Genomic DNA, 11,936 nt, shown 5'->3' with positions numbered 1-11,936 from the left:
CGAGTACGAACCGGTCCCGCACTGCGGCTTGCCGGACGGCCCGGGGACATCACCCGGCAGGCATCGCGCTCCTCGGGTGGCGATGTCCTCGTCCGGCGAGGTCATGTCGGCCCCTGCGGCGGTGCCGTAGCCGCCCGCCCCTCGCGCCTGCCGGGCGCCGCCATCAGCGCCAGCGTGACCCCGGCCGACAGCGTCGCCATCGCCGTCATCGCCCCCGCGGGGGAGGTCAGTTGGGCCACCGAGCCCGCGAGCGCCGCGGCCACGCCCTGCATCGTGAGCATGCCGGCCGAGTGCAGTCCCAGGGCGTGGCCCGTGAGGGCGTCGGGCGTCAGGGCCACCAGGCGCTCCTGCTGGACGAGGCTCGCGCCGAAGCCGACGGAGGCCAGCGTGACCGCGGCCGCCGCGAGCGGCAGCGGGGGCTGGAGCAGGAAGGGCAGGTACGGGACGGCCAGGAGCAACAGGAGCGGGAAGCCCAGACGGGGACGCAGCCGCCGCGGGACCAGGCGGCCCACCAGCACATCCCCGGCCAGCATGCCCAGCGCGGCGCAGGCGAACAGGGTGCCGGCGGAGTCAGGGGCGTAGGAGACGTAGAGGGATTCGCAGCCGACGACCAGGCCGTTCGGGATCCAGAGGGCCAGATAGACCTGGCGGCGGGGTGCGGACGACCAGAGCAGGGCGTTGGTGCGCCACGTCGCCGACACCGAGGGGCGGCCGGCCGTACGAGGTGGGCGGCTGGTCAGGCCGAGGCGGACGACCACGGCTGCGAGGACGTAGAGGGCGGCGGCCACCAGCAGGGAGATCCGTGGGGACAGCAGGGCCACGAGCGCGCCGCCGGTCGCGTATCCGGCGATCTGCATGAGGCCGCTCATCATGTTGAAGACCGAGCGGCCCAGCAGATAGCCGTCCTTGGAGAGGATCTCGTTCAGCAGGCCCCAGCGCACTCCCCCGCCCACCGACTTCGCCATTCCGATGGCCAGGACGATCGCGAAGAGGGCCCAGATCGGCAGGCCGGGCAGGGCCAGGGCCGCCGTGCCCGCCGCGAAGAGCAGCGGCAGGGCCGTCAGGGCGGCGCGCGGGGGCAGCCGGTCGGCCGCCGAGAGCAGGAGCGTCGCGCCCAGTACCTGCACCAGCGACGAGCCGAACATGCTCACCGCGGACAGCAGCGGCGACTCGGTCGCCCGGTACACCAGGGTGCCGAGGGCCAGTCCGCCCATGGTCTGGGCGACGGTCTGCGCCGACGCGGCCAGGAAGAACGGGGTGAACTCGGGCGTGCGGAACAGTTCGCGGTAGCTGCGCATGCGCGGAGTCTTCGGCGTCGCGGATCGCGTGGTTATTGTTTCGCGCAGGTGCGAAACATCGGGGGGCCGCATGGGCTGGTGGCAGATCAACGCCGACACCCTCGCGGGGAGCCGGTTCGTGCTCTCGCCGCTCGCCGAGACCTTCGCCTGCCTCCAGTTGCTGCACCGGGGCGCACCCGCGCATCCGGGCGAACGGGCCTGGCTGCGCGACCACCTGCCCGGCTACCGGGCCCGGCTGGCCGCCGACCCCGTGACCGCGCTGCTCGTCCGCGCCGGGCTGGGCCGGTCCTGGATCGCCGACTTCCTCACGCCCACGCCGAGAGACCGGGAGACCTTCGAGGAAGGGGTGGCGCGGGTGCGGGCGGCCCGCCCCGACGAGGCCCGCGCCCATCTGCGGATCTCCCTCGCCGACCCTCACCCAAGCTCTCGGCTCCGCTCGACCAGGGGGGACCCCCGTCCCTCCGTCCTGGACCGGGACGACCTCCCCGAGCGCGCGGCCGACCTGCTGACATACGTCTGGACCGAGACCGTACGGCCGGACTGGGACCGGCGCCGGCGGGTGCTGGAGGCCGACGTGGTCGCCCGGACCGCGCAGGTGAGCCGGGGCGGCTGGGCGGCGGTGCTGGACGCGCTGCGACCGGGCCGGACCCGGTGGCTGGGTGACAACCGGCTCCAGGTGAATCTGCACGAGTACCCGCCCCGCGAGATCTCCGGTGCCGAGCTGGTGTTCGTGCCGGTCACCCCGAAGACCGGCTGGGTGTCCTGGGAGGAGCCCGACCGGTACGCGGTGATCTACGCGTGCGCGGGCACGCTCGCCGACCCCGGCGGCCGGACCGTGCCCGCGAGCCTCGGCGCGCTGCTCGGGGCCGCACGGGCCGGTGTGCTCGTCCTTCTCGATTCCCCGCTGAGCACCAGCCAGTTGGTCGCCGTGACCGGGCAGGGGCTCGGGTCGGTCGGCAGGCATCTGCGGGTGCTGCTGGACGCCGGGCTGGTCGAGCGGCGGCGGGCGGGCCGGTCGGTGCTGTACTCGCGCACGGCGGCTGGGCAGGTGCTGGTGGAGGCCGGAACCGGCCCGACACCCGTCGGAGCTAGCATCCACTCATGACGACCAGCAACGGTTCCTCTCCCCTCGACGTCGAGATCGGTGCCCTCCAGGGCGGTTCCGCCGACCTGTCCCAGTACGCGGGCAAGGCGGTGCTCGTGGTGAACGTGGCCTCCAAGTGCGGCCTGACCCCGCAGTACAACGGGCTGGAGAAGCTCCACGAGCGGTACGCCGAGCGCGGCTTCACCGTCCTCGGCGTGCCCTGCAACCAGTTCCTCGGGCAGGAGCCCGGCAACGCCGAGGAGATCGCCGAATTCTGCTCGGCGACGTACGGCGTGACCTTCCCGATGACCGAGAAGGTCGAGGTCAACGGCGAGAACCGGCACCCGCTGTACGACCGCCTGACCGGCTTCGCCGACGCCGAGGGGCACAGCGGGGACATCCGCTGGAACTTCGAGAAGTTCCTCGTCGGCCGGGACGGCGAGGTCGTCGCCCGCTTCTCCCCGCAGACCGAGCCGGAGTCGGCGGAGGTCGTGGCGGCGATAGAGGCCCAGCTGGCCTGACACCCCCCGGCTTGACCTTGCCCCTGGGGCAGGCCCGAGCGTCCTCGTCGTCGGGCGGAAGAGCCGCCCGATGACGGAGGATGCCGTGGTGGACGTACCGGACCGGGACCTGCTCACCATCGGGGCGTTCGCCGCGCGCGCCCGGCTGTCGGCCAAGGCCCTGCGGCTCTACGACCGGCTGGGACTGCTGTCCCCGGCGCACGTCGACGAGGCCACCGGCTACCGCTACTACCGCGCCGGCCAGGTCGAACGGGCCCGGCTGGTGGCCATGCTGCGGCAGCTGGACATGCCGCTCGCCCGGATCGCCGAGGTGGTCGCCGCGGGCGACGGGCCGACCGCGGCCGAGCTGCTCGACACGTACTGGGCGGATGTCGAGGCGCGGGTGGCGGGGCAGCGGACGCTCGTCGGCTACCTCCGTGGACGACTGTCGGGAAGGAGCTCAGAGATGTACGGCAAGTTCGTGGTCGAGATGGTCGACGTATCGGAGCAGGTGGTGATCACCGAGACGCGACACGTGCTGGCGGACGAACTTCCTGCTTGGATCCCCGCCTCGTTGGGGCGGCTGGAAAGGCGGCCGCGGAGTGCGGTGGCATCGCCGACGCACCGTTCGTCGTGTACCACGCTGAGTCGTCCGTGGAGAGCGACGGTCCTGTGGAGGCGTGCGTGCCGGTCTCCGACGAGTCGGCGGCTCGGGCGTGGGTGGCGGCGGGGGGACGTAGTCGACAGATGCGGATGCGCATCGAACCGGCCCGGCGACTGGCGTACACACGGATCGCCAAGGCCCAGGTGGCATACCCACAGATCATCGCCGCATATGAGGCTGTGGAGGCGTGGATGAAGCGGGAGGGCTGGGAGTACGCCGGGCACTGCCGCGAGATCTACTTCGCCGACTGGGAGACGGCAACTGCGGAAGGCCCGCCAGGCCGTCCTTACCCGCCTGGAGCCACCGTTCGAACTGCACGCCGTGATCCAGGAGGCCGCGCTCCTGAATGAGTTCGAAGGACAGCCACACATCATGCGGGGCCAACGGCGACGACTGCTTGAACTTTCCGCGCGCCCCAATGTGACTCTGCAAGTCGTGCCCCTGCGGCGGACCGTCCACCCCGGCATCCACGGCGACTTCCACATCCTGATGTACCAGAGTGGAGAAGCCACTGCCTACAACGAACTGCTCGCGTCCAGCCTCATGACGAACGACCCGGACGAGGTGGCCTTGTACCAGTCGGCGATGAAGAGGCTGGCCGACGAAGTCGCGATGCCCGTCGCGGAGTCGACGAACGTACTCCGCGAGCTGGCCGGCTGATGAAAATGCCGAACCCCCTCGGCAAGGACGGCGGGCTTGTCGAGAGGGTTCTGTCGGTGATGTGTATGGACCTGTCTGATCGGTGTTACTTGACCTGGGCCACGAAGGCGCTCCATGCGTCTGCTGGGAACGTCAGCGTGGGGCCGTCGGGAACCTTGGTGTCTCCGACGTCCAGCGTTTCCACGACGGTTGACCTGACCTGCACGCAGGCACCGCTGCCGTTGGTGTACGAGGACGTCGTCCACTTTTCCGTGGCACCCAGAAGAATTGCCATGACCGCTCCGGTAGCCAGTTGTCGAATCGCTGTATCCGTGCTGGCAGTTCTGGCTAGGAGACTCAGCACGGTTTCCGCCAACGCTTAGGTGATCGTTGGCCTGATCGACGCTACCCGCCGTCCTTGCCATCCGGATCAGCCATTCACCCGACCGGGTGGCATATTCCAGGAGTTCCTTCCGCGCAGGCATGCCATGGGTATAAGATCCGCCACTTCCCGAAGGGCTCAGCGTGCGTACTCCTTCGCAACGTCCTGGATGAGCCGTAGCGACTGGTCGACGTTCAGGGACTGTGCGCGGAGGTGCTCGTACATCACGGTGTACTTCTGCACGTCGTGGGCCTTCTCCAGGTACAGGTCGCTGGTCACGCCCTCGATGTACACGACGTTCGAATCGGTCGCGTCGGCGAACTCCAGGATCGAATACTGCCCGTTGAGTCCCGCATGGGCCCCGACATCGAACGGCAGCACCTGCACCGTGACGTGCGGGAGCTGTGACATATCGGCGAGGTACTCCAGCTGTTCGCGCATGACCTGACGGTTCCCGACGCTGCGACGCAGGGCTGCCTCGTCCAGCACGACCCAGAGACGCAGCGGATCTCTCTCGGCGGTGATGCGCCCCTGACGCCGCATGCGAACCTCGATACGGTTCTGGATGTCGGCCTCAGAGGTCTCGGGTGATGCGCCCCGGATGATGGCCTCGGCGTAAGCGCGGGTCTGCAACAGACCCGTGATGATCTGCGGCTCGTACACGCGGAGCGACTCCGCGTCCGTCTCCAGGCCGATGTAGACGCTGTACGGGATGTCTCCGAAGGCATGCCACCAGCCCTGCTGGCGGGAATCCTTCGCCATCTGCATCAGCGATTCGACCATCTTGTGGTCCTCGACCTCGTACACCTCGCACAGGTCCCGGACGTCGCGCTGGCTGATGCTACGGCGGCCGTTCTCGAGTCGGCTGATCTTCGACTGCGACACGAGCAACCGTGCCGCCACCTGTTCGGCTGTCATGTTCTTGGCTTCGCGGAGCCTGCGCAGCTCCATGCCCAGCCGGCGCCGCCGGACGGTGGGGTTGGTATTGGACGCCACGGGACGTGCACCTCCGGCTGCGTGCCTCTACTTTGCGTGTCTGCTGTTGAGCAGACTGCCACCAAGCTGCTTCCTACCGCTGGGAAACGGTGGATATGCGACGGGTACACGCCAGTTCGGACAGGCACGCCGAGCGGGGCGGGGAGAGTGTGTGCTCTCCCCGCCCCGCTCGGACAGCGGCTCCCGTGACCGGGTTCGTGGGGTCCCGTGGTGCGTGCCGGTCGTAGCTCTTGCTGGTGTGGTGCGGCGCGGCTCAGTGGGCCACGGCTCGCGCCATGGTTCCGTGGCGCGGTTGCATCGGAACGCCGCGGGCGGGTTCCGGTGCGGACCTGGCTCCGCCGGCGGCCTGACGGCCGGACGGGGCCGGGTTGCGGCGCGGCTGGGCCGCCACGCCGTTCTGGACGTCCATCACGGCGTGCGCGACGAGACCGCCCATGGGGTCGTGCCTGATCAGATCCCGCAGCCGGGACCGAGAGGAACGCCCCTCGTTGCCCGGATACAGGTGCTTGCCGAGGCCGACCGCGTGTGCCAGGGCGGCGAGCGCGGCGGTCCGCGGGTCCGGCGGTACGCCGGTGCGGATCGCCGAGTCCAGCCGGGCCCTGATCTCCCGGCTGATGTCGTTGTCCGTCGCCTGGTAGCGAGTCGTCGGCAGCACTCCGCACATCTGGCCCGCCACGGCATGCACCATGCCGCACCGCTCCAGATGCGAGAGGTAAGTCTGGCGGAGCCCCAATCGTGGCCCGCCGATCCAGTGAACCGCCCGTACGGGAGCGCCGCGCCTTCGCAGCAACTCCAACGCGCAGTCCAGAGTTGGATCTCCAGTCGGCCGTGGTACAACCACGGCGATACGATCCCCGTCTGGGGCTATCCGTCCGGCCAGTGCCAGCTCCACTAGCTGTGCACCGGCCAGACCGAGGTCGAGCGACTGCGGCTGTGCAGTGGTACCCGTGGTCGGGTCCAACGCCAGCAGCAGAAGCTCTTCCGGAAGTGTTCTGCGGCTCCTGCCCATCCATGCCTCCCCGCGTGGATGAATGACAGGGTGACCCCTCTCACATTGGTCTGTCGAGGGTGCGTGACCGGTTCGTAGTGGAACCAGTAGGTATGTCGTTCTCGTCTACCGGATGGGTCCAGTCCGCGCACAGGACACTGGTACATGGTTCGGACAGCGCCGGAGAGCGGTGTCACGGGCGGCGGTTCACGGTTCGGTACGCGCACGCGGGGAGTGCGGCGCGAGGAGGAGGCATCGGTGGCGGGCGAGTCCCCCGACAGGTCGAAGCAGCGCGAGTCGTCGGCAGAACCGACGTCGGGGAGCGCGAGTCCGGTTCCCGAGGCCCGGAGCGAGGCCCCACCCGAGCGTGACCCGCGCCTCGCGGTGGCCCGGGACACGGAGAAGTCCTCGAAGCGGGGCGGCGCCGATACGGCGACCCGCGTGCTGTCCGCCCGGACGGCGGCGGAGAATCCGGGCGAGGCACCCGACGCCGAGCCGGAGACCGACGCCGGGCAGGGCGCGAGCGACACGGGCACCGACCGGGACGCGGGCGAATCGGGCTCGGCGGCAGACGCCGAGCGGGACGCGGGCGAGGCGGCTTCGGTGGCTGACGCCGCGCAGGACGAGAGCGACGCGGTTGACGCCGAGCGAGACGCGGGCGAGGCCGACTCGGCGTCTGACGCCAAGCAGGGTGCCGGTGCCGCGAGCGCGGCGAATGAGACCGAGCAGGACGAGAGCGACGCGGGCGCCGAGGGCCCGGCGGCTGACACCGAGCGAGACGCGGGCGAGGCGGACTCGGTGGCTGACGCCGAGCAGGGCGAGAGTGACGTTGATACCGAGGGCCCGGCGGCCGGCGCGTCCACCGGCTCGGGCAAGGCTTCCGGCTCCGCCGGGGATTCCGAGTCCGGCGAGACCTCCGGCTCCGGTGAGCGCGGGGACGACGCTCCCGCCAGTGACGGGCGACTGCGGGACGCCGTGGCCGCGTGGGTCGCGTCGGCCGACGGGGACGGGAAGCCTGCGGCAGCCGAGAGCCGGGGCGATCGGGCCGAGAGCGCCGACGAGGGCTCTGAGGACGCCCAGGAGACGACTGAGAGGGCGGAGGAGCCCACGGAGGCCGACACAGACGGCCGGACGTCCGAGAAGGCTGCTGAGGCCGCCGTAGACCCCAGGGAAGGCCGCGAGGCCGAAGGCACCGACGACGCCGACACCGACGTCGAGGACCGGCCGAAGGCCGAGAGCGGGGACGACGCTGCCCACGCCGCCACCGGCGCCCAGGACCGGCCGAAGGCCGAAGGCACCGACGACACCGACACCGACGTCGAGGACCGACCGAAAGCCGAAGGCACGGACGACGCCGACGCCGACACCGACGTCGAGCACGGGCCGAAGGCCGAGAGCGGGGACGACGCTGCCCACGCTGCCACCGGCGCCCAGGACCGGCCCAAGGCCGGAGACTCGGACGACGCTGCCGAGGCCCGTGCCGGTGCCGAAGGCGGGCAGGAAGAGGCCGACGAGGCTGAGGCGGACCGTTCCGCCACCGCCGACGGCACGGGCGCTTCCGGGGCCGCCTCGGCGGACACCGCCGCCGCCGGTGACACCGACGACACCGACGACACCCCGGAGAAGCCCGAAGCGGCCAAGGCCGACTCCCCCGAGCCCGAAGCCGAGGACACTCCCGGCAGCGGCAAGGCCTCCGGCACCGACGGCGCGGACAAGGCCGCCGAGTCGGACGACACCGACACCGACAAGGGCGACGGCGAACCCCCCGTCGACCAGCCCACCGCCGTCTTCAAAGCCGTACGGCCCCCGGTCGATCAGCCGACCACCATGCTGAAGCTCGGCGGTGCCGCCAAGGACGCCAAGGACGCGCCCGAGAAGGACGCCGAGCGGACCAGCAAGTTCGTCGCGCTGAAGCCGCTGGACGACCCGTCGGCCCGTAAGCCGGCGCCCGCCCCCGCCCCCGCCGACGCCACCGCACCCGTGCCCACCGTCGGCCCCGAGCGGACCACCCAGCAGCCCCTGCCGCCACGGCCGCCGCTGGATCTGCTGGCCGAGCTGACGAACACCCCGCCGCCGCCGGACACCCCGCTGCGGACGGCCGTGCGGCGGGTGAAGATCTGGACGCCGCTGGTGCTGCTGCTGGTGATCGTCTTCGGCGTCGTGCAGAGCGTGCGCCCGCTGCCGGCGCCCACCCTGGAACTCACCGCCGAGGACAGCTACACCTTCGAGGGCGGCAAGGTCGACATCCCCTGGCCGGCCAAGGGCCAGGCCGCGCTGGACGTGCAGGGCATCGGTTCGTTCGGGTCGTCCGGCGAGCAGAAGCCCGTGCCGATCGCGAGCGTCGCCAAGGTCATGACCGCCTATGTGATCCTCCGCGATCACCCGCTCAAGAGCGGTGAGGACGGGCCGAAGATCGAGATCGACCAGGCCGCCGAGGACCAGTCCGACGCCGGCCAGGAGTCCACCGTCGACGTCACCAAGGGCGACAAGATCAGTGAGAGGGAGGCTCTGGAGAGCATCCTGATCGCTTCCGCGAACAACGTGGCGCGGCTGCTCGCCCGCTGGGACGCGGGTTCCGAGAAGGCGTTCGTGGAGAAGATGAACGGCGCCGCCAAGGACCTCGGCATGAAGAACACGACGTACACCGACCCGTCGGGCCTGAACAACACCACCGTGTCCACGGCCGTGGACCAGGTGAAGCTCGCCAAGGCGGCCATGGAGCAGCCCGCCTTCCGCGAGGTCGCGGCGATGATGTCGTACGTCGACTACAAGGGCACCAAGCACGACAACTGGAACCGCCTGGTCGGCTACAACGACGTCACCGGCATCAAGACCGGCACCACCACCTCGGCGCTCGGCAACCTCGTCTTCTCGGCGAGGAAGGACGTCAACGGCGAGACCCGCCGGATCGTCGGCGCCGTCGTGCGCCAGCCCGCCGGCGGCCCGGACAACACCATCCTGGGTGCCGCGCTGCACGAGGGCGACAAGCTGATCAAGGCCGCGCAGGGCGCGCTGGAGTCGGCGACGATCCTGAAGAAGGGCACGGTCGTCGGGTACGCGGACGACGGTCTCGGCGGCCGTACGCCGGTCGCCGTCACCGAGGACGTCACGGCGGTCGGCTGGGCGAGCCTGTCCGTCGAGCTGACGTTCGCCGCGGACGAGCTGCCGCACACGGCGAAGGCCGGCACGAAGGTGGGCACGCTCACCGTCGGTGACGGCAGCACCAACGCGGTCAAGGTCCCGGTCGCCCTCCAGAAGGACCTCGTGGAGCCGGGCTTCGCGGACAAGCTCACGCGCATCGGCTGAGCCGGCTCGCCGGCCCGCACGACCGCACCCCGCCGGTAACGACCCGTCCGGGCGCCGCCCGGCGGGGTGCGTGCTAGCGTCGCGAACCGGGCAGGTCGCCGTCCGCGGCGGCGCGGCCGTGAACCGCTGACCAACGGAGCACGGCCGGGAAGAGAAGACGAGAACAGAAGACGGGACACGGGGAGTGCCTTCGAGTGGCCACTGCGGAGCCGACACGCGCCGACGACGCCGATCCGGGCCCGGTATCCGGCCCGCGAATACGCCTGCCCGCAGCCGGGGGAGGCAGCGGTCGGGACGGCCGTGACGGCGACTTCCGTGACTCCGCCGAGTCCCCGGACTCCCGGCTGCGGACCGCCGTACTGACACTGCGTGAGCGCATGCTGCGCCACCCGGTCCTGTCGATCACCGGCCTGGCCGGAGTGCTCCACGTCGTCTGGTTCTTCACGTTCGCGAACAGCGGCGGCGATCTGGCCGCGCAGGACGCCTGGGCCGAGTTCGTCGGCCGGCACCCGGACTCGGCGTACAACCTCGCCTGGTACGGCGGGATGCACCCGGTCTCGTACAGCGTGGTGTCGCCGTATCTGATGTCCGTGCTCGGCGTGCGGACGACGATGATGATCGCGGGGACGGTCTCGGCGGGGCTGCTGACTCTGCTCCTCCTGCGCAGCCGGTCCGTCCGCAACCCCCTGTGGGCCTCGCTGGCCGGTGTGTTCGGGCTGTTCTGCAACGCGGTGTCCGGGCGGGTGACATTCGGTCTGGGCATGATGTTCGCGCTCGGCGCGGTGGCCGTCGTGTTCTGCTGGCCGTACCGGTGGCGTTACAAGCGCTGGGCGAAGGCCCTGTGCGCGGCGCCGCTGGCCGCGCTGGCCACCATGGCGTCGCCGGTCGCGGGTCTGTTCGTGGGCCTGGTCGCGGCGGCGCTGTTCCTCCAGAAACGGCGGCCGGGCGCGTGGGCGCTGGGGCTGGCGCCGACCGCGGTGGTGGCGGTGTCGGCGTGGCTGTTCCCGTTCTCGGGGACGCAGCCGATGACGTACGCCTCGGTGATCCTGCCGCTCACGTACTCGATTCTCGCCTTCACCCTCGTGCCGAAGGACTGGAAGACGGTCCGGCTGACGGCCGCGGTGTACGGGCTGGGTGTCGTGCTGGTGTGGCTGATCAGCTCTCAGATCGGTTCGAACATCACGCGGCTGGCGATGCTGTTCGCCGGGGTGGTGCTGGTCGTCGCGCTGCCGTTCGCGGTGCCGCGCAGCCGCGAGTGGTACGTGATCGTCGTCGCGTTCGTCGGTTTCACCGGCTGGATCGGGTTCAAGACGGTCGACGACATCGTGCACACGGCTCCGGCGGCGTCCTGGTCGCGCGAGCTGGCTCCGCTGGTGAACGAGTTGCAGGAGGTCGGCGCCGAGAAGGGCCGCGTGGAGGTCGTCCCCGCCCGCTCCCACCGCGAGGCCTCCGCCCTCGCCCCGTACGTCAACCTGGCCCGCGGCTGGAACCGGCAGGCCGACATGGAGCGCAACCCCCTCTTCTACGACGACACGCTCAACTCGGCGAACTACCACGAGTGGCTGAAGCGCTGGGCGGTGCACTACGTGGTGCTGCCGAAGGACGAGCCGGACGGCGACGGGGGTCAGCGGGAGCGGGCGCTGGTGCAGCGCGGGCTGCCGTATCTGACCCAGGTCTGGGGCGACGCCAACTGGCAGCTGTTCAAGGTGTCCGGCCCCACCCCGCTGGCCGAGCCGAACGCGGTCGTCGACCGGGCCGAGCAGGGCGAGATGATCCTCCAGGTGAAGAAGGCGGGCCGGATCCTGGTCCGGATCCCGTACTCGCCGTGGCTGAGCATCGTCGACGCCGAGGGCAAGAGCCTGAAGCCGCCGCAGGAGACGGATGCGTCCAAGGACCGTCCCGAGGGTGAGCCGAGGACGTACGTCAACGTCAACGGCTGCCTGGCGGAGACGGAGGAGGACGAGGACGGCGACCGGTGGACGGTGCTGGTCGCGCCGAAGCCGGGCACCTACCACCTGGCGGCGCCCTACCAACTGCCCCGGGGGACTCCGTGCCCGGAGGAGCTGCGCTGATCCCGCG

At 70.8% G+C, this 11,936-nt stretch carries 9 protein-coding genes and 1 pseudogene; 6 read left to right on the top strand and 4 right to left on the bottom strand.

Features of this window, described 5'->3' with window-relative positions:
• Positions 1–101: 101 nt before the first annotated feature.
• Entirely contained in the window at positions 102–1,298 is a 1,197-nt protein-coding gene (locus tag ACZ6TU_RS24600; protein ID WP_467673005.1) for an MFS transporter, read from the bottom strand.
• 70 nt (positions 1,299–1,368) lie between these two features.
• Here ACZ6TU_RS24600 and ACZ6TU_RS24595 point away from each other — a divergent pair, with 70 nt between their 5' ends.
• From ACZ6TU_RS24595 to ACZ6TU_RS24580, 4 genes and pseudogenes are all read left to right on the top strand, one after another.
• A complete protein-coding gene (locus ACZ6TU_RS24595) occupies positions 1,369–2,403 on the top strand; it encodes an ArsR/SmtB family transcription factor (protein WP_467673003.1) in 1,035 nt (344 codons plus the stop codon).
• A complete protein-coding gene (locus ACZ6TU_RS24590; RefSeq protein ID WP_467673001.1) occupies positions 2,400–2,903 on the top strand; it encodes a glutathione peroxidase in 504 nt (167 codons plus the stop codon). The genes ACZ6TU_RS24595 and ACZ6TU_RS24590 overlap by 4 nt, the downstream gene beginning before the upstream one ends.
• Before the next feature lie 70 nt (positions 2,904–2,973).
• Positions 2,974–3,896: pseudogene (locus ACZ6TU_RS24585) on the top strand (MerR family transcriptional regulator).
• On the top strand, positions 3,808–4,206 hold the full coding sequence (locus tag ACZ6TU_RS24580; protein ID WP_467673517.1) for a DUF5753 domain-containing protein: 399 nt from the start codon (positions 3,808–3,810) through the stop codon (positions 4,204–4,206). The pseudogene ACZ6TU_RS24585 and the gene ACZ6TU_RS24580 overlap by 89 nt, the downstream one beginning before the upstream one ends.
• Positions 4,207–4,291: 85 nt before the next feature.
• Here the strand turns inward: ACZ6TU_RS24580 and ACZ6TU_RS24575 are convergent, their stop codons facing one another.
• The 3 genes from ACZ6TU_RS24575 to ACZ6TU_RS24565 form a co-directional block, all read right to left on the bottom strand.
• Positions 4,292–4,480: a DUF397 domain-containing protein gene (locus tag ACZ6TU_RS24575; protein ID WP_467672999.1), complete on the bottom strand. Its 189-nt coding sequence runs from the start codon at positions 4,478–4,480 to the stop codon at positions 4,292–4,294.
• A 225-nt stretch (positions 4,481–4,705) separates the two neighbouring features.
• A complete protein-coding gene (locus ACZ6TU_RS24570; protein WP_467672997.1) occupies positions 4,706–5,563 on the bottom strand; it encodes a helix-turn-helix domain-containing protein in 858 nt (285 codons plus the stop codon).
• A 253-nt stretch (positions 5,564–5,816) separates the two neighbouring features.
• The gene (locus tag ACZ6TU_RS24565) at positions 5,817–6,572 is read right to left on the bottom strand and encodes a GOLPH3/VPS74 family protein (RefSeq protein ID WP_467672995.1); all 756 of its coding nucleotides are present in this window, start codon (positions 6,570–6,572) and stop codon (positions 5,817–5,819) included.
• Between the two features lie 144 nt (positions 6,573–6,716).
• Here ACZ6TU_RS24565 and ACZ6TU_RS24560 point away from each other — a divergent pair, with 144 nt between their 5' ends.
• Together ACZ6TU_RS24560 and ACZ6TU_RS24555 are read left to right on the top strand one after the other, a co-directional pair.
• The gene (locus ACZ6TU_RS24560; protein WP_469551015.1) at positions 6,717–9,857 is read left to right on the top strand and encodes a D-alanyl-D-alanine carboxypeptidase; all 3,141 of its coding nucleotides are present in this window, start codon (positions 6,717–6,719) and stop codon (positions 9,855–9,857) included.
• Positions 9,858–10,051: 194 nt separating this feature from the next.
• Positions 10,052–11,929: an MFS transporter gene (locus ACZ6TU_RS24555; protein ID WP_469551012.1), complete on the top strand. Its 1,878-nt coding sequence runs from the start codon at positions 10,052–10,054 to the stop codon at positions 11,927–11,929.
• Positions 11,930–11,936 lie beyond the last annotated feature (7 nt).

The sequence above is a fragment of the Streptomyces sp. NPDC052064 genome (assembly GCF_055585925.1).
Note: the sequence above shows the minus strand (reverse complement) of the source record. Positions and strands in the feature narration are given on the sequence as shown.

Coding starts and splice junctions, on each gene's coding strand:
- ACZ6TU_RS24600 (WP_467673005.1), bottom strand. CDS start 1,298: ATGCGCAGCTACCGCGAACTGTTCCGCACGCCCGAGTTCACCCCGTTC.
- ACZ6TU_RS24595 (WP_467673003.1), top strand. CDS start 1,369: ATGGGCTGGTGGCAGATCAACGCCGACACCCTCGCGGGGAGCCGGTTC.
- ACZ6TU_RS24590 (WP_467673001.1), top strand. CDS start 2,400: ATGACGACCAGCAACGGTTCCTCTCCCCTCGACGTCGAGATCGGTGCC.
- ACZ6TU_RS24575 (WP_467672999.1), bottom strand. CDS start 4,480: ATGGCAATTCTTCTGGGTGCCACGGAAAAGTGGACGACGTCCTCGTAC.
- ACZ6TU_RS24565 (WP_467672995.1), bottom strand. CDS start 6,572: ATGGGCAGGAGCCGCAGAACACTTCCGGAAGAGCTTCTGCTGCTGGCG.
- ACZ6TU_RS24560 (WP_469551015.1), top strand. CDS start 6,717: ATGGTTCGGACAGCGCCGGAGAGCGGTGTCACGGGCGGCGGTTCACGG.